This window comes from Streptomyces sp. NBC_00154, from assembly GCF_026342835.1.
In the GTDB taxonomy this organism is placed as follows: Bacteria; Actinomycetota; Actinomycetes; order Streptomycetales; family Streptomycetaceae; genus Streptomyces.
On record NZ_JAPEMI010000001.1, the window covers coordinates 776,027 to 793,914 of the forward strand.

Genomic DNA, 17,888 nt, shown 5'->3' on the forward strand with positions numbered 1-17,888 from the left:
GACCGGCCCCTCGGAATGCAGGCGCCTTCGACCGCCACGAAGGGATCAGCCCGCTTGCAGGTACTCAGTCGTGAGGCCTGGCCGCAGGTCCGGGCAGGACCGTGACCTCGGCCGGGGTGAGCGCGCCGTGCTCACCGGAGCACTCGACCACGACCTGCACCGGGGCGCCGCAATCGCTGTGCCGGATGTCCAGGACCGGCCCCTCGGCGTCGGCGACGTAGGCCTCGCCCCACTGCCTGAGCGCCACGAGAACGGGCCACAGGTCCCGGCCCTTGCGGGTCAGGCGATATTCGTGCCGGGTCCGGCTGCCCTGCTCCTGATACGGGACGGTGTGCAGGACCCCGGCCGCGACCAGCTTGCGGAGCCGGCCGGCCAGGACCGCCTCCGAGAGCCCCACATGCCGGCGGAAGTCGTCGAAGCGGCGCACTCCGTTGAAGGCGTCACGCAGGATCAGCAGCGTCCACTTCTCGCCGACCACGTCGAGGGTGCGCTGGACCGTGCAGTTCTCCGTGCTCATCTCCAGCCACTTCATCCCGTCATGGTAGCCCGCCTGGCTTCGATATTGACAGTCAGCTGCACCGAGAGCTAGCTTCATCGAACAAAGCCAGACGAGGAGGAGCAGCCGCATGGGACGGTCACGTACATACGAATGGGAAGATCCGGCGGTCTCGGCGGCCGCCGTCGGACAGACCACGGGTCTGGAGTTCGTGCGCGAGATCGCCACCGGACGGCTGCCCGGCCCTCCGATCGCCGCCACCCTGGACTTCACTCTGGACGAAGCCGAGCACGGGCGTGTGGTGTTCTCGCTGGTCCCGGGCGAGGAGCACTACAACCCCATCGGCAGCGTGCACGGCGGGGTCTACGCCACACTGCTGGACTCGGCCGCCGGCTGCGCAGTCCAGTCCACCCTGCCGCAAGGCATGGGGTACACCTCGCTCGACCTGACCGTGAAGTTCCTGCGCCCCGTCACCGTCGACACCGGCAGGATCCGGGCCGTCGGCACGGTCATCAGCAGCGGCCGCCGCACCGCCCTCGCCGAAGCCCGACTCCTCGACGAGAAGGACCGTCTCCTCGCTCACGCCACCAGTACATGCATGCTGTTTCCGCTGCCGGCGTCCTGACCCCCTGAGGGCTTCAGAGGCCTTGGCCGAGTCCTGCGCGGCGAGGCTAAGACTGCGACGCAGCGCGCGAAGTGGCGGGCCTGCAAGTCGGCGGCCGACTACGCTGACGACGCGATGGGAGCCCGTCCGGCGATCGAGGGCAGAGCCCGCCGCAGGCGGACCCCCACTCAGCCCGCGGGCAACCGCACCGCCGCCCCCCGCAAGGCATCGAGCACCGGTCTGATCAGTGGGTGGCCCTCCGCCCCGTGCCGTACCGCTGCGAACACCCGTCGGGTCGGTGCGCTGCCCTCCACCGGCCGCACCACCACGCCCGCAAGGTCCATGCCGCGCAGTGCCCACCTCGGCACCAGTGCCACTCCGGCCCCCGCGCCGGCCAGCGCCACCACCGCCCGGAAGTCGTCCGAGGAGTGCTCGAGTCTCGGCTGGAAGCCGGCGAATTCGCAGGCCAGGACCACCACGTCATGGCACGGGTTGCCGGGATACTGACCGATCCACGGGTCCTTCTCCAGGTCCGCGATCGTCACCTGGTCCTGGCCGGCCAGCCGGTGGCCCACCGGCAGCACCGCGTCGAACGGCTCCGAGTACAGCGGTACCCGGGTCAGCCGCCGGTCGTCCTCGTCGGGCGCGCCCCGGTATTCGACGGCGACCGCCACATCCACCTGCCGGTCGAGCACCATCGGCACGCTCGCGTCGCCCTCCGCGTCCTGGACTCGGACCCGGATGCCGGGGGCGGTCCGCGTCAGCTCGGCGATCGCGGGGGCGAGCACCAGGCCGATGCCCGTGGCGAACGCGGCGACCGTGATCGTACCGGCGTCCCCCGCGCTGTACGCGGCGAGCTCGGCCTCAGCCCGTTCCAGTTGGGCGAGGACCGCGTTGGTATGGGTCAGCAGGATCTCGCCGGCGGCGGTGAGCCGGACGCCCCGGGCGCTGCGGTCGACCAGCCGGTGGCCGGTCTCCTGTTCCAGCGCGGCGAGCTGCTGGGAGACGGCGGAAGGGGTCAGATACAGCGCGGCGGCTGCCGCGGTCACGGTGCGGTGGTCGGCCACCGCACGGAGAATACGCAGCCGCCGTGCATCGATCATGCGATCCATTGTCCCAGGTCCCGCGGGATGTCCGGGCTCTGGGACCGGGCGGGGAGGCCCGGGACTGTCCGGTCCCGGGCCTCCGGCGCGGTCCTACTCGCTCAGCGCGGCCCGCGCGTCGACGAATGCGTCCACCGCACGGTTCACATCGTCCGTGGAGTGCGCGGCGGACAGCTGCACGCGGATGCGTGCCGCGCCCTGCGGGACCACCGGGTACGAGAACCCGATCACGTACACACCGCGCTCCAGGAGCAGCTCCGCCATCCGGCCTGCCTTCGCCGCGTCCCCGATCATGACGGGGGCGATGGCGTGGTCGCCGGGCAGGATGTCGAAGCCTTCCTCGGTCATCCGGGTACGGAAGAGCGCGGTGTTGGCGTTGAGCCGCTCACGCAGGTCACCGGCGGACTCCAGCAGGTCGATGACCTTCAGCGAGGCCGCCGCGATGACCGGGGCGAGGGAGTTGGAGAAGAGGTACGGGCGGGACCGCTGGCGCAGCAGCGCGACGATCTCGGCGCGGGCCGCGACGTAACCGCCGGACGCACCGCCGAGCGCCTTGCCGAGGGTGCCGGTGATGATGTCGACACGGTCCATGACGTCGTGCAGCTCGGGGGTGCCGCGGCCGCCGGGGCCGACGAAGCCGACGGCGTGCGAGTCGTCGACCATGACCATGGCGTCGTACCGGTCGGCCAGGTCGCAGATCTCGCGCAGCGGGGCGACGTAGCCGTCCATGGAGAACACACCGTCGGTGACGATGAGCCGGCGCCGGGCGTCGGACGCCTCCTTGAGCTGCTTCTCCAGGTCGTCCATGTCGCGGTTGGCGTAGCGGAACCGCTTGGCCTTGGAGAGGCGGATGCCGTCGATGATGGAGGCGTGGTTGAGGGCGTCGGAGATGACCGCGTCCTCCGGGCCGAGGACGGTCTCGAAGACGCCGCCGTTGGCATCGAAGCAGGAGGAGTAGAGGATCGTGTCCTCCTGGCCGAGGAACGACGAGAGCCGCTGCTCCAGCTCCTTGTGGACCTCCTGGGTGCCGCAGATGAAGCGGACCGAGGCCATCCCGTAGCCCCAGCGGTCCAGCGCCTCGTGGGCGGCGGCGATCACGTCGGGGTGGTCGGCGAGGCCCAGGTAGTTGTTGGCGCAGAAGTTGAGCACCTCACCGGGGCGGCCACCCGCGGTGACGGCGACGGTCGCGGACTGCGGGGTGCCGATCACGCGCTCGGGCTTGTGGAGTCCGGCGGCCTTGATCTCGTCGAGGGTGGTGCGCATGTCGTCGCGTACGGAGTCGAACATGAGGGGTGTCTCCCGGCTCGATAGCTGGATACGGGTGGTCAGGAGGTCCAGTCGAGGATGACCTTGCCGCCGAGTCCGCTCGCCGCGTCGTCGAAGGCCGCCTCGAAGTCGCGGTAGCCGTACCGTCCGGTGATCACCGGGGCGAGGTCGAGGCCGCCCTCCAGCAGCACGGACATGGCGTACCAGGTCTCGTACATCTCGCGGCCGTAGATCCCCTTGATCGTGATCATCGAGGTGACGATGCGCGACCAGTCGACGGCGAACTCCTCGGACGGCAGTCCGAGCATGGCGATCCGTCCGCCGTGCGTCATGTTCGCGATCATGTCGCGCATGGCCTCGGGGCGGCCGGACATCTCCAGGCCGATGTCGAAGCCCTCGCGCAGGCCGAGCTTCTGCTGACCGTCGGCGATGGTCTGCTCGCCGACGTTGAGGGCGAGGCTGACGCCGACCCTCCGGGCCAGGTCGAGCCGGGCCTCGCTGACGTCGGTGATGACGACGTTGCGGGCGCCCGCGTGCTTGGCGACGGCGGCGGCCATGATGCCGATCGGGCCGGCGCCGGTGATCAGGACGTCCTCGCCGACCAGCGGGAACGACAGCGCGGTGTGCACGGCGTTGCCGAACGGGTCGAAGATCGCGGCGATGTCGAGGTCGACGGGGACCCGGTGCACCCACACGTTGGAGGCGGGCAGCGCGACGTACTCGGCGAATGCCCCGTCTCGGCCCACGCCGAGTCCCAGGGTGGAGCGGCACAGGTGGCGGCGTCCGGCCAGACAGTTGCGGCACTTTCCGCAGACCAGGTGGCCTTCGCCGCTGACCAGGTCGCCGACGGTGATGTCGACGACGTCGGCGCCGATCGCGGCGACCTCGCCGACGAACTCGTGGCCGAGGACGAGCGGCGTCTTCACAGCCTGCTGGGCCCAGCCGTCGTAGTTGCGGATGTGCAGGTCGGTCCCGCAGATACCGGTACGGAGCACCTTGATCAGCACGTCCGAGGGGCCGATCTCCGGCTCGGGAACATCCATCAGCCAGAGCCCGGGCTCGGCCTTCTGCTTCACGAGTGCCTTCACGGCTGCGGCTCCCTGTACGTGGTACGTGGTGATTGCCCCGGGCCGGGGGCATGCCTGAGGCAGCCTGCGGCCCGGGGAAGAAGGAGGGACGGCATGGGCAGCGCGCGCGGTGATCGGCTGCCGCGCACCATCCTCTGCCGTCACGGAGAAATCTGCCGTACCCCGCGCCCCAGGTCCATCGAGGTTTTCTTAAGCGCAGCCGCAGCTCCGCTTCATGCCCGCCCCGGACGGAGGGTCCGGCCGCCCTGTGGAACGGGCGACCGGCCCCCTGGAACCGAGCGGGCGATCAGTCGCCGATCGCCCGCGGCGGGTTGTCGCGGCCCGGCACCTCATCGGGTGAGGGGACCCGGTCGTCCCCCGGTTGCGGCTTGGCCCATCCGGTGGACGCGGGGGCGCGGCCCCGGCTGTACGCCTCGCCGGCATCACCGCCGCTGGAGCAGCCGCAAGGTCGAGCGGAACTCACCCTCCCTCCGGGGTGTTGAGGAGTGCCAGGCCGAGGGGGGTGAGGCTGTGGAGTACGGAATTTCGGTGACGGAGAGAGTGGATCAATCCGGCTTCGCGAAGAACGGATGCGTGTTCGCTTGCGCTCGCAGGTGCGATACCTGCACGAGCGGCCAATTCCTTGGTTGAACAGCCTTGGTGCTCCGCGATGGTGGTGAGCACCGTGGTACGCGTGCGGCCCAGAAGCGTCGACACACCGGGGGAGCGAGCCTGACCGGGCGCGGAAGCAGGGGTGGTGAGCTCACGGGGGCGGTGGTCCTGGCCGGCGGGATAGCTCACGGAAACGGGCCGGCCATCGGTGACGATGGCGCGTGTGCAGAACATCGACGGAACGAACAGGAAGCCTTCCCCTTCCAGGTAGAGGTCACGATCGGCTCCGTTCACCATCCGGACTTCCAGAACCGGCGGGTTCCACCGCATCCACTGGGGGTTGGCCTGGGTCAGCAGCTGCTCGACACCGCCGGTGAGCAACTGCTGCAAACGCAGGGTTCGATCGACCGCCAGGTGTTCCGTGAACTGGTCCCAGTGCGGACCGAGCAGGCATGCGTGCAGATGGCTGAGTCCTGTGCAGAGCTCAGCGAACAAAGATGCATCGTCTGCCAGGTGGCGAGTCCACTCGGGGAGGGAGGGATGATGATGCGCCGTTTCCAGCAGACTCGCCCTCACCCGCTCGCGAGGTGTGCTGCGTACCTGTTCCAAAAGGTCTTCGACAGCGCCCACTTTGGTGGGGCTGAGGAAGCCTGGCGAATATCCCACAGCAGGCATGAGAGTCAGGACCATGCGCGCTTGGGCAGACAGCTGCGCGCGAGCATGGTGCCGCCAGGCGTCGAGTCGGGCGGGCTGGCTGCGGCTCTGCAGGGCTCGCGCTGCAAGTTCCAGCTCGTGCAGCGGCATCGGCGCCTCAGCCACACGAGTCCGGGCCAGATCCTGAACCGTGAAGTGTATGCGGTAGACCATGACAGCCTGAGGCGATCCTTCCGGAATGTCGTTCTTCGGTCCAGGCCGAATCACATCGAGTTCGTAGCGTTCGCAGGTGATGCTGAGCCCGCAGTCAGCAGGAGTCGACGGCGCACGGGCACCTGAGCAGCCACGAGTTGGTCATGCAGTCAAATGACCGACGCAACCCTGGGCCCGGCACACGGTCGACACACGCACTCCCAGGTGGTGGTGACGGAGGACGCCCGACAACGTACGCGCTCTTGCTTTCTCACCTCACTCGAGGGGTCTCCTTGCGCAGCATTCCCATGCCCCGACCAGGGGCGGGCCGCGCGGCGACGCCGCTCCGGTGGAGATCACCGACACGGTCGGCCTCGTCGGCCGGCCGCAGGGGCCACGGATCGTCGTGCGCCCCGAGCCGGCGTACCCCAAGTACGCCAAGGATCTGAAGTCGAGCCGAAAAACACCATAACGAGATCAGGCTTCATCTGGCGCAACCTGACGATGTGTAACACATCGGAAAAAATGGTTGCCATGCCCATAAAGGAATCAGTATGCCCTCCATACCCGCCCGCAGACGGGCGGCGCTGGCTATCGGTGTCGTGCTGGCCGTGTTCACGGCTCAGCAGGCGGTGCCTGCCACCGCAGCACCGGGTACCAACACACCGGACCGGTCCTCCGCCAGCACTGCGACACACCAGCCGACCTCACGTACCGTCACCTTGCTGACCGGCGACAAAGTCACCGTCAACACTGCCGCCGACGGCAGGGTCACCCGTTCCGTACAGGGTGCGGACGGTCAGCTCACCGGCGCCACGACCTACAAGGTCGGCAAGAACACCTACGTATACCCGGACGCCGCCGTTCCGTACCTCGCCGCCGGGAAGCTGGACCGCGAGCTCTTCAACGTCACCAAGCTGCTGGCGGACGGCTACGGGGACGAGCAGAGCAGCAGCCTGCCCCTGATCGTCACCTACACCGACGCTGCCGTCCGCGCGCGGACCCAGGCCGTGCCCTCCGGCGCCTCCAGGACCCTCGCCCTGAGCAGCATTCAGGGCGCGGCGCTGTCGGAGCACCGGACGAAGGCCGCAGACTTCTGGTCCTCGCTCACCGGCGGGACCGCGGCGGCGACTGGTCGCAGCGCAGGGGCCAAGCCCCAGCTGCGCAACGGGATCGCGAAGGTCTGGCTGGACGGGAAGGTCAAGGCCGACCTGGCCGACACCACCGCGCAGATCGGCGCACCGCAGGTGTGGGCGGGTGGTGACACCGGACAGGGTGTCGACGTGGCCGTGCTGGACACCGGTGTGGACACCCAGCACCCCGACATCGTCGGCCAGGTGGCCGAAAGCACGAGCTTCGTGCCCGACCAGGACGTCGAGGACCACAACGGTCACGGCACTCACGTCGCCTCGACCATCGCCGGCACCGGCGCCGCCTCCGACGGCAAGGAGAAGGGCGTCGCCCCCGGCGCGCGCCTGCACATCGGCAAGGTGCTGGACAATGACGGCTCCGGCCAGGAGTCCTGGGTGCTGGCGGGCATGGAGTGGGCCGCCCGCGACCAGCACGCCAAGGTCATCAGCATGAGCCTGGGCGCCGGGCCCACCGACGGCCACGACCCGATGAGCGAGGCCGTCAACCAGCTCAGCGCCGAGACCGGCGCGCTGTTCACCATCGCGGCCGGCAACGGCGGCTCGCACACCGTCTCGACGCCCAGCGTCGCCGACGCCGCGCTGTCCGTCGGCGCGGTGGACACCTCCGACCGGCTCGCCGAGTTCTCCAGCACCGGCCCTCGCCAGGGCGACGCCGGGCTGAAGCCGGAGCTGACCGCACCGGGCGTGGACGTGCTGGCGGCCCGCTCGCAGTACGCCGCCGACGGCGAGGGCTACTACCAGACGCTGAGCGGGACCTCGATGGCCACCCCGCATGTGGCCGGCGCCGCCGCGCTGCTCGCCGAGGCCCATCCGGACTGGACCGGGCAGCAGCTCAAGGACGGCCTGGTCAGCACCACCAAAAAGACCTCCCAGTACTCGTCGTACGAGGGCGGCAGCGGCCGGCTCGACGTCGCCGCCGCCGTCAAGGGCACGGTGTTCGCCACCGACAGCGTGTACGGCGGCTACCGAGCCTCCACGGCGCCGGCCGACGACAAGTCCGACAAGCAGGTGACCTACACGAACACCGGGGACAGTCCGGTCACCCTCGACCTGGCGGTCCAGGTTCCCGGTGCCGCCACCGGCGCGTTCACCCTGTCGGCACCTCAGGTCACCGTCCCCGCGCACGGCAGCAGCAAGGTAACCCTCACGACCGACTTCGGCCTCGTGAAGGCCGACACCATGACCTCGGGGCAGATCCTCGCCACCGATGCGTCCGGTGCGCTGCTCGCCCATACCATTACCGGCGCCTACAAGCAGGCCCCGCGCCACACCCTCACGCTCAACGGCAAGGACCGCAGCGGCCGCCCGATGGCCGGCGATGTGTACCTGATCAGCGACAAGGTCTTCATGGGGCCGCTGCAGCTGGACGACTCGGGCACCGGCACGGTCGAGGTGCCCGCCGGCACCTACCTCGTGACCCTGGAGAGCGATGTCGAGGGTGCGCACGGGCCGCACTCCAAGGGCAAGGCGATCCTGACTGTTCCCGAGGTGGCCGTCGACCAGGACACCACGGTGGACCTGGACGCCTCCAAGGCCAAGCAGGTGTCCGCCCAGGCCCCACAGGAGACCACCCTCGCCGAGACCCGCATCGACCTCTACCGCGGGTTCGACAGCGGGAACTGGCTGTCCTTGCAGCGGTGGCCCAACAACGGGTACGACAGCGTCTGGGCCCTGCCCACCAAGCCGGTCACCACGGGCACCTTCGGGTTCGGCGGTAACTGGCGCCTGACAGAGCCGGCCCTGAAGGTCGTGTCCGGCACGCGCAACTTCGACGACCTGATCGTCGCGCGCGGACAGACCCCGCTCCAGGAGGGCACGCGCCAGTACACGGCCGTCTATGCCGGGGAGGGCGGCGGCGCCGCCTACGCCGGTATCGACGCCGTGGGCAAGGCCGTCGTGGTCCGGCGCAGCGATGCAGTCGGGCCGGCCGAGCAGGCCGAGCAGGCAGCCAAGGCCGGAGCGAAGGTGCTGCTCGTCGTCAACGACGGTGACGGACGCCTGGACCCGTGGGGCACCGACCTGGATAATCCCTGGGCCGAGACCGGGAACCCGCCGCCCCTGACGGTGGCCTCGCTGACCGCGGACGAGGGCGACGAGCTGATCGCCCGGATCCAGAAGGGCGGGAGCACGGCGCTCAAGGTGACCTCCCACCCGACCACGGACTACCTCTACGACATCAGCCACCACGAGGCCGTCATCCCGGCGGACCCGACCTACCGGCCGCAGAGCGGTGACCTCAACCGGGTGGATGTCTCCTTCCGCAACAACCGGCCTGCGCGGGGCATGGAGTTCCGTTCCGCCGTGTGGCTGGGCTTCTCCGGAGCCAACCTGTTGCCCACCCCCGCCCAGGCCGAGCGCACCGACTGGGTGTCGCGCGACACGGACTGGGTGGAAGAGGCCGATGTCAATCAGCAGCTTCAGATCAGCAGTGACTCCGTGAAGCGGTACCCGACCGGCACGACCTCCCACCTGGAGTACTTCGGGCCGATCCAGCGTCCCCGGTCGAACGCCAACTACGTGCCTGTGCGTGTGGGCGACGATGTCCTGGCAGTGATCCCGGGCTGGGCCGACTCCGGATCCGGACACGTCGGCAGGACCCTCAACAACACCGGTGTGCGTAACAGTGTGCAGATGTACCAGGGCGACCTCATGCTCAGGTACTCCACGACCGACACCATCGGCAGCCCTCGGTACCCCCTCACGCTGGACAGTCCCGACAAGCAGTCCTACCGCCTGGTCTCGGAGAACATGCGGGGCTTCTGGGACAACGACTACTCGGTCACGACCAGGACCGAGTGGGGCTTCACCTCCCAGCGGCCCGACCCCGGTACCTACGCTGTTCTGCCGCTGATCCAGCTCGACTACGCGGTCGAGGGTATGAACGCCGCCGGCAAGACAGGCCGGCGAGCCGCTATCACCGTCACGCCCTCGCACATTCCGGGCGGCCCCAGCTCCGACACCATCAAAACGGTGAACGTGGACGTCTCCTACGATGACGGCGTCACGTGGCAGCACCCGGCCCTGACCCACACCGCCCAGGGCTGGAGCACCCAGCTGAACGCCCCCGCCAAGGCGCGGTACGTGACGCTGCGCACCAGCGCCGGCGACACCGAGGGCAACACTGTCAAGCAGAACATCACCCGGGCCTTCGGCCTGAAGTGAGTGTCCACCCGGTCAGCTCTCGCTGACCGGCACGGGGGCGGGGCCGCATCCAGCGGCCTCGCCCCCTCTTCGTTGCCGTTGCGGAGAGACCGAACACTCGCGCCGGTCCGCCAGGCCGCGACAACACCCCGGAGTCACCGCGACCTCGATGCGGTGCGCCGGGGGCGGCCGGCGTGGGAGCGCGTACAGGAGTCCTTCGACGGTGTCCGGCGGCGGCGTGTCCACCCCCTGGTGCCGGATCGTGCCGAGGGCCGTGGCCCCGAAGGCGTACCCCTTGCCGAGCTAGGCGCTCACCAGCGCACCGGCTCCACCACTCCAGCGGCATCCCGCCCATCCGCATCGTGCTCCTCTCCCGCTGGAGATGGGAGTTGTGGGCGTGGATGAGTGCCGGGCCACGGGTGGCGACGGCGAGGAGGTTGTGGGCCATCATCTGGTCCCGCACGCCCACCAGCTGGGTCATGCGGGCCGGTGAGGTGGCGGCCATCCAGTGTGGTAGCGCAGCAGACCGAGGGCGGTGCGCCCGTACAGTCGCGCCCGGTCCCAGTCGTCCCGCGAGCTCGCAGCCGCAGTTGGCCGGCCTGGGCCGATCAATACAGTCGAAGTCCGTCGTCACGCCGTCATGTTTGTCAAGCAGATCTGGGCAGGTCTCTCACCACCGTTAGGATTCTTACGGCGAACGAGCGTTGCCCCTTGGCGCGAGGCGGGCATCGGCCCTCTCCGCCGACAGCGCCCGGTCGGCACGTCCCATCGGCCAGATCCGAGCAGGTGAACTTCCCATGGGCGACGCCTTTGGTTCCAACAGCCCCCTGCACCTCGTTGGTCCTCGTGCGTCTCGCAGACCGGTTGCCCCGGACAGTAACGACGGGCCGGACGGGTCCGATCCGGTCGGATGGTTGCGGAGTCTGGGGGCGCAGCAGCTGCGACGACTCCTCGATGCACGACCCGACGCAGCGGTGGCACCGGACCCGCGGTCGCTCGGCGAGCTCGCGGAGCGCCTTCAGCGGATCGGGTCGGTGGTGGATAGCCTGAACAAGCTGCCGCTCCCTTGTCTGCAGCTGGCCCAGGCGCTTGCGGCCCTGCCGCAGCCGGCCTCCCGCACGGCCTCGGAGACGCTGCTCGGCACGGACGCCCAGGGCATCTCCGCCGCGCTGGATACCCTCACCGCCCATGCCCTCGTCTGGCCGGACCTGGCAGGCCGACTGCATATGACTCCGGCGCTGCGGGGCGCGTGGGAGTCCCCGCTCGGTCTCGGTCAGGGCGTGGCCGAGCTGTTGGCCGCTGTCCCGTCGGCAGAGCTCGGTAAGACCGCCGCCAGGCTGGGACTCAAGCCCGGTACTCGGCGGCAGGACCGTCTCGACGCAATCGTGGCGCATCACCAGGACCCGCAGATCATGCTTGCCCTTCTGGCCTCGGCGCCGCCGAGTGCCCGCGAGGCGCTGACCCGGTTCCTCGACCCAGAGGAGTATCACGGAGCCGGCCGGTCGGGGGCCGGCGAACGCTGGCTGCTGGAGCGGGCGTTGATTGTGATGGACCAACGGGGGTACGGCCCCGTTCACGTGCCCGCCGAAGTGAGAATCGCGCAGTACGGTCCGGACTGGCACGCCTCGTTCGACCCGCAGCCGCCGAAACCGGCCCTTGCAAAGGTGACCGAAGGCGAGATCGAGCGTGAGGCCGCAGCCGCGAGCACCTCCTTCGCCGGCCAGGCCGCGGTACTTCTCGCCCGGTGCGCGGAGCGCCCTGTGGCGGCCCTCAAGTCCGGAGGCGTCGGCGCACGTGAACTGGCCAGTCTGGGCAAGGACAGCGGGTCCGAGGAAGTGGTGGTGCGGCTGGTGCTGGAGTGTGCGTACGCGGCCGGCCTGGTCGAGTACGAGGGCACGGTCCTGGCCGTGACCGATGCGTATGACGTGTGGGCCTCATGGGAGCCCGCGGAACGGTTCGTCCTGCTGCTGCGTGCCTGGTGGCTGCTCGGACTCACCCCGACCGGATCCCGCGACGAGGACGGCAAGGCGCTGCCCGCGGTACGCCGGGCGGCACACTGTACCGGGTGTGCGACGGCACGGCAGGGAGTGCTGGACGCCGCGGCTTCCCTTCCGCCCGGCCATGGCGCGCGGGCGGTTGTCGACCTCGGCTCGTCGGTATCCTGGTTCCGTCCGCTCGCCGACGAACTCCCTGATGATGCCACCCCGTTTGCCTCTGTGACCCGGGAGACCGAACTGCTCGGGACCGTCGCCCGGGGCGCGCTGACCCCGCTGGGCGCGGCCCTGCTGGGCCAGGACCCGGCGGCCCTTCGCGACCACGCCCGACGGCTGCTGCCCGACGCAACCGACCGCGCCCGCATGGGCGCCGACCTCACCGCCGTGGTGACCGGCACTCCAACTGCCCGGCTGGCGACACTCCTGGACTCCCTTGCCGACCGGGAAACCCGGTCGGCCGCCTCGGTCTGGCGGTTCAGCCCTGCATCGCTGCGTCGAGCGCTGGACGCGGGACACACCCCTGACCGGATCGAGGCAGATCTCCGCAAGGTGACGGACGCCGCTCTGCCCCAGGCACTGAGCTACCTGATCACGGACGCAGCCCGACGCCACGGCCGCATCCGGCTCGCCCCGGCCGCCTGTGTCCTGGTCAGCGAGGACACAGCGCTGCTCGTCGAGGTGGCCGCACATCGCGAGCTGACCCACCTGGGGCTGCGTTCCGTCGCCCCGACCGTGCTTCTGTGCCGCGCGGAGCCCGACGCAGCACTGGCAGCCCTGCGCGCTACCGGATACTCGCCGGTGGCAACGGCCGACGACGGATCCGTTCGGGTGGAGCGGCCGGGGCGGCGGCGCGTGTCCCAGCCCGCCGCCGCGACCGTCAGCCCGACCGTGCCTGCATCCCGCAGAAGGCCGCCGGACGCGGGCCGGACCGCCGATCTGGCGGCCCGGCTGCTGGCGGCCCCCGACCATGCGCCGCGGCCGTGCCCCGGTACGGGAGTCCCCTACGGGACCGACACCGAGGAGATCCTGGACGGCAGTACCGATGCGCTGACCCTGGCTGACGTGCGCCAGCTCGCGTACGCCATCGACGAGGGCGAGCCCATCACCATCGAGTACATCGCGGCGTCCGGGGGCCGGACCGTCCGCACCGTGAGCGAACTCGACTTCGATCCGCCCTATCTCTACGGCTACTGCCATCTGCGCCAGGACAACCGGGTATTCACCATCTCCCGCATCCAGGCCGTCCTGCCGGCCTGAGTGCGGAACGCCGCCGCCTCGGTCAGTACAGCAGGTCCAGTTCGGCGCGGACCGTCTTGCCCGGCTGTACGCGGTCCAGCACCGCCCACCGGTCGGCCAGCGCCTCGACCAGGATCAGCCCGTGCCCGTTGCCGGAACCGGGCGGTGGCGCCACCAGCTCCCCCGGCCCCGGCGGGCGCCGCTCGCCCCGGGTGTCCGTGACCTCGATCCGCAGGACGCCGAGCGTGCGTCCGTCGCCCGCAGCGTGGACGATCCTCAACTCGAAGTCCCGGCCCGGCACCCGGCCGTGCGTGACCGCGTTCGCCGCCAGCTCGGCGACGATCAGCGCAGCGGTCTCGGACGCGTCACCGCCGTACGGGACGCCCCAGTCGTTCAGTTGGTGCAGGGCAAGCTTTCGAGCGAGCCGCGCGCCGCGCGGCGTGGAGCTGAAGCGCTGCACGAACACACGGACGGTAACGGGAAGCTGGGGGGCCGAGGGTGCATCCATGCGCCCACCGTGACGGACGTCAGACCCCTCCCACCAGCTCACGAACTCGTACGCTGAGTCGGCGTACGAGTGCAACGGGTCGACAGTACGCGTAACAGTCAGTGACCATAGGTGAGTTGCTGACCGGGAACAGGCGGGCACGGGAGGTGGCCGGGACATGACGGACGGCGCGGGTGGCACGGGCGGCACGACGGGTGCGGACGGGGAGCCGGAGCCTTCGGACGGTCTGAAGGCGTTCGGCGAGGTGGTCAAGGTCTTCCGTAAGCGGGCGCGGCTCACGCAGGAGGAGTTCGCCCCCAGGGTGCGGTACTCGGTGCCGACGGTCGCCTCGATCGAACAGGGGCGCCGGTTCCCACCGCCCGCGTTCGTGGACCGGGCGGAGGAGGTATTGGATGCGTTCGGCGTGATCAAGGCTGCGGCGAAGCACTTGTCGCGGCAGCGGGGGTTGGCGAAGTGGTTCCACCACTGGGCGCAGTTGGAGACGGATGCGATCAGTCTCAGCACATACGAATGCCGAGTGGTCCCGGGGCTGTTGCAATCCGATACCTACGTCAGGGCGGTCTTCGAAAACCGCGTGCCAGCATTGAGCGATGACCAGATCGAGGTGCAGCTCTTAGCTCGCACTGAGCGCCAGCGGCTCCTGCGGGAGGGACGTCACACTGAGTACAGCTTCATCATCGAAGAGGCCCTGTTCCTGCGCCGCACAGGCGGCAAGGAGACCACCAAGGACCTCATCGACCACGTACTGCAGTGTGCAGAACTGCGTAACGTCGAGCTTCAGGTGATGCCTCTACAACGGGAGAACCACGCCGGGCTGGAGGGTCCCATTCAGCTTCTTGAGACGACGGACCACAGACTTCTCGCATACTCCGAGGGGCAGCGCACCGGCCACCTGATCTCTGATCCGGATGTAAGTGTGCTGCAGAGGCGGTATGCCAAGATGCGCTCGCAGGCTCTCACCCATGAGGACACGGTGAGTCTGCTCGAGCGAATGCGAGGAGCGCTATGAGCACGTCCGAACCGGCCTGGTTCAAGAGCACCTACAGCGGTGGAGACGGCGACTCCTGCGTAGAGATCGCCACCTGCCCCGACACCGTCCACGTCCGGGATTCCAAGAACGAAGAAGGACCACAGCTCACCCTCTCTCCCGCCGCCTGGACCGGCTTCGTCGCCTACGCCGCCCGAGCCTGAGGTTACCTACGGCAGGTACCTCGTCCCGCTGGACCGACCGGCCCGGGACAGTTGCACAGATCACGTTTCGGCAGCGTGCCTGCGGCCCCGCCGCACCTTGATAGCGTCGCTCCCGCGATTGCGGACCGTTCCCCGCCGGGGTCGTCGCCGCGCCCGTACGGCCGGTCCATGACGGACGGCCGACGAGGGCGGGGCGTGCTGACGCACGGGGACGTACGTGGCAAGGACGAAGAGGGCCGACGCATGAGCCTCGCGCAGTTGCACTACACCTCTGCCTCCGCGGGGGAAGACGGGGTCGGCGCACGGTTCACGGCGGTCGGTGGCGGCATACCCACGCCGGTGCTGACCGAGGCGGAGCAGCTGCTCGGTTACGAGCCTCCGGCCGGGGCGCCGTACCGTCCGACCGCCGCTGAACTCCGTTCCTTTCCCGAGACGTTCAGCTTCAGCGCGCTCTCCGACGGCAGCCATCTGCTGAGCCGCACCGTGGCACTCGGAGGTTCCGGCGCCGGTCACTTCCACGCGCATGCGGTGCATCTTCCGGCCGGCACGCGCCTGCCGGGCGACGCGCTCCCCATCACGGCGTGGCGGTCGCCGAGCTGGGCATCGACCACGCCCGACGGCGGTACACCGGACCGCATATCGGCCCTCCCCGCCTCTGCCGTCTTCGGGCAGGAGGCGCTCAACGACTTCGCGGTCTCCCGCAGCCCCTGGCTCGCGACGGTCTTCGCCGATCTGCGCCGGGTGAGCGAGAAACGGTCGTCGGCGCAGATCGTCCTCGTGGAACGGCAGAGCGCGGACGTGGCCCGGTGGATCGCGCTGGCCGGAGCCGTACTCCCGCCGGAGGACGCACACCGGCTGACGTTCACCACGTACACCCGCCGCCCGGCGCACTCCCCGCACCAGGTGATCGGCGTAATGCCGGACGACGCACACGAGCTGACCGGCCCGGGCTTCCGTGTGCACGCATGCGCCGGCCGCGCTCCGGAGGGGCCGGCGGACGATGCCTGGGCGGAGACGGTGGCCCGGATCTGGCGCAGCCGCGCACCGGAACTTTTCCGGGCAGCTGCCGGGCTGCCCGGCGAACCCTTCGCCGCCGGACCGCTCGCCTTCACCGCACTGCACGCGGGCATCGCGCTCGGCCCCAACGGGCGTGCTGCGGCCGCCGATTGGGCTGCCGAGAGGCCGTACGCGCTGGACGAGCAGCAGGCGCACCGGCTGACCACCGCACTCGCGGCACCGGCCGACGACCGTACCGCCGCCGAGTCGGCGTCGGTCGCCCGGCTGCTGGCGGCGCTCGAAGGACGTGCCCCTGCCACCGCCACGGCACCGCTCGCCGCACTACTGGTGACGGAGGCGGTGCGGCGCAGCGACATCGTGCTCGCACTACCGCCCCGCTCGGCGTTCGCCGAACCCGCCGCCGTGAAGCAGCTGGCCTCGGATCTCGGTCCGGCCCTGCTCGCCGAGCTCACCTCGGAAACGACGGAATCCACGGTCGGGGAGACCATCGGGCGCCAGGTGCAGCTGCTCCGGATCGCCCGGCTGCTCGACATGGATCTGATGGACCAACTTCCTTCCGTCGCCCGGCACATGGCTCGGACTCTGCTTGCTGCTCCGGCGCCGGACAGAGGCCACGCACTGCTCGATCTCCTGGACGAACAGTTCGACGTCCGCACGGCGCTCCTCGGCGAACTCGACCAACTCGCCCTGACCGCCCCCTCCGCCGCCGAAGAACTCCTCACCCGCGTCGCCCTCCCCTTCACCGGCGCGCAGGCACTGCCGCATCTGCGGATGTGCGCCGAGGCGCCCCGCGCGAAGGAGCAGGGCTCCGACCGCATCATGGCGCTGCACACGGTGCTGCGAGCCGCCGGGTTCTCGCCCTTCGCCGAGCCGCTGGTACTGCGTACCGCCGTCGGGCTGATCTGGGGCGATGCCACCCCGACGGCGGGCGAGGCACGGCTCCTCCTCGGCGAGTCCGGCTCCGACTCCCACCGGACGGCCGGTACGTGGTCACATCTCGTCGCCGCCGCACTCTCCGCGCCTTCCGACGACGCGGAGGCCGCCGAACTCTCCCACGATCTGCTGCGCTGCTTCCCCCAGGAGATCGACGCACGGGGCCGCGGTGCACTGCAGCTGCTGGAGTTCGCCCGCGACATCAGGTCCGGCGAGTCGGCGCCCGGCTGGCCCGACCGAGCAAAGGCTCTGCGCGCCCGCGCCGAGCCGGTGGAACTCACTGTGCTGGAGCACGCCTACGGCACCCTTGCGCACAGCCTGCTTGCGCCGGACCGCCCTGAGGCGGAGCTGTACGCATTCGTGCACAGCGACGACCTGGATCTGATCGCGGCCTACGGCAGGGCCGCCCGCCACGACACCGTCCTGGCCCGGCTGCGGACCGAACCGGCGTACGTGGCCGACTGTTTCACCGTCTGGACCTCCCACCCGCACGCGGGCCGGGCCTGGAGCGAAACCCGGGCCGCACTGCTGGAGGAGGTGCTGCGCCCCGTGGTACGCGACCTGTCGGGCAGCGAGATCGCGGCGGTGGAGAAGGCCGCCGAACGCACGGGCAGCAGCCGCACAGCGGAGGCGTTCCGGGCCTGGCGCCGCCGCCCAGGCACCCTCGGCAGGCGACTGGGAAGCCGGCTGGCGGCACGAGTGCGACGGTTCTAGCCGGGTCCC

The 17,888-nt window shown here is 70.1% G+C and carries 13 protein-coding genes and 1 pseudogene; 7 read left to right on the top strand and 7 right to left on the bottom strand.

Going from position 1 to position 17,888, the window contains the following annotated elements; translation table 11 throughout:
- Positions 1 to 64: 64 nt before the first annotated feature.
- Entirely contained in the window at positions 65 to 532 is a 468-nt protein-coding gene (locus OHA03_RS03465) for a helix-turn-helix domain-containing protein (RefSeq protein ID WP_267000592.1), read from the bottom strand.
- A 94-nt stretch (positions 533 to 626) separates the two neighbouring features.
- Between OHA03_RS03465 and OHA03_RS03470 the strand changes: the two genes are divergently transcribed.
- Positions 627 to 1,121 carry a PaaI family thioesterase gene (locus OHA03_RS03470; RefSeq protein WP_267000594.1) on the top strand — a complete coding sequence of 165 codons (495 nt, stop codon included), beginning with the start codon at positions 627 to 629 and terminating at the stop codon, positions 1,119 to 1,121.
- A 167-nt stretch (positions 1,122 to 1,288) separates the two neighbouring features.
- Here OHA03_RS03470 and OHA03_RS03475 read toward each other — a convergent pair whose 3' ends face one another.
- The 4 genes from OHA03_RS03475 to OHA03_RS03490 form a co-directional block, all read right to left on the bottom strand.
- The gene (locus OHA03_RS03475; protein WP_267000596.1) at positions 1,289 to 2,203 is read right to left on the bottom strand and encodes a LysR family transcriptional regulator; all 915 of its coding nucleotides are present in this window, start codon (positions 2,201 to 2,203) and stop codon (positions 1,289 to 1,291) included.
- Positions 2,204 to 2,296: 93 nt separating this feature from the next.
- Complete coding sequence (locus tag OHA03_RS03480) at positions 2,297 to 3,490, bottom strand: glycine C-acetyltransferase (protein ID WP_267000598.1); 1,194 nt, start codon at positions 3,488 to 3,490, stop codon at positions 2,297 to 2,299.
- A 38-nt stretch (positions 3,491 to 3,528) separates the two neighbouring features.
- Complete coding sequence (tdh, locus tag OHA03_RS03485) at positions 3,529 to 4,557, bottom strand: L-threonine 3-dehydrogenase (RefSeq protein ID WP_267000600.1); 1,029 nt, start codon at positions 4,555 to 4,557, stop codon at positions 3,529 to 3,531.
- A 459-nt stretch (positions 4,558 to 5,016) separates the two neighbouring features.
- A complete protein-coding gene (locus OHA03_RS03490) occupies positions 5,017 to 6,015 on the bottom strand; it encodes a helix-turn-helix transcriptional regulator (RefSeq protein ID WP_267000602.1) in 999 nt (332 codons plus the stop codon).
- A gap of 328 nt (positions 6,016 to 6,343) precedes the next feature.
- On the opposite strand from OHA03_RS03490, the gene OHA03_RS03495 reads away from it, so the two are divergent.
- Both OHA03_RS03495 and OHA03_RS03500 read left to right on the top strand, forming a co-directional pair.
- Complete coding sequence (locus tag OHA03_RS03495; RefSeq protein ID WP_267000604.1) at positions 6,344 to 6,466, top strand: hypothetical protein; 123 nt, start codon at positions 6,344 to 6,346, stop codon at positions 6,464 to 6,466.
- Positions 6,467 to 6,548: 82 nt separating this feature from the next.
- The gene (locus tag OHA03_RS03500; protein WP_267000606.1) at positions 6,549 to 10,307 is read left to right on the top strand and encodes a S8 family serine peptidase; all 3,759 of its coding nucleotides are present in this window, start codon (positions 6,549 to 6,551) and stop codon (positions 10,305 to 10,307) included.
- A gap of 174 nt (positions 10,308 to 10,481) precedes the next feature.
- On the opposite strand, the pseudogene OHA03_RS03505 reads toward OHA03_RS03500, so the two are convergent.
- A pseudogene (locus tag OHA03_RS03505) lies at positions 10,482 to 10,868 on the bottom strand (erythromycin esterase family protein); the annotation flags it as partial.
- Between the two features lie 332 nt (positions 10,869 to 11,200).
- On the opposite strand from OHA03_RS03505, the gene OHA03_RS03510 reads away from it, so the two are divergent.
- On the top strand, positions 11,201 to 13,537 hold the full coding sequence (locus tag OHA03_RS03510) for a helicase C-terminal domain-containing protein (RefSeq protein ID WP_267000608.1): 2,337 nt from the start codon (positions 11,201 to 11,203) through the stop codon (positions 13,535 to 13,537).
- A gap of 22 nt (positions 13,538 to 13,559) precedes the next feature.
- Here OHA03_RS03510 and OHA03_RS03515 read toward each other — a convergent pair whose 3' ends face one another.
- Entirely contained in the window at positions 13,560 to 14,024 is a 465-nt protein-coding gene (locus OHA03_RS03515) for an ATP-binding protein (RefSeq protein ID WP_267000610.1), read from the bottom strand.
- Positions 14,025 to 14,181: 157 nt separating this feature from the next.
- Between OHA03_RS03515 and OHA03_RS03520 the strand changes: the two genes are divergently transcribed.
- From OHA03_RS03520 to OHA03_RS03530, 3 genes are all read left to right on the top strand, one after another.
- Positions 14,182 to 15,033 carry a helix-turn-helix transcriptional regulator gene (locus tag OHA03_RS03520; RefSeq protein ID WP_267000612.1) on the top strand — a complete coding sequence of 284 codons (852 nt, stop codon included), beginning with the start codon at positions 14,182 to 14,184 and terminating at the stop codon, positions 15,031 to 15,033.
- A complete protein-coding gene (locus tag OHA03_RS03525; protein WP_267000614.1) occupies positions 15,030 to 15,215 on the top strand; it encodes a DUF397 domain-containing protein in 186 nt (61 codons plus the stop codon). Before OHA03_RS03520 ends, OHA03_RS03525 begins: the two co-directional genes overlap by 4 nt.
- Positions 15,216 to 15,458: 243 nt before the next feature.
- Entirely contained in the window at positions 15,459 to 17,879 is a 2,421-nt protein-coding gene (locus OHA03_RS03530) for a GTPase-associated protein 1-related protein (RefSeq protein WP_267007920.1), read from the top strand.
- The last annotated feature ends 9 nt before the right edge of the window (positions 17,880 to 17,888 follow it).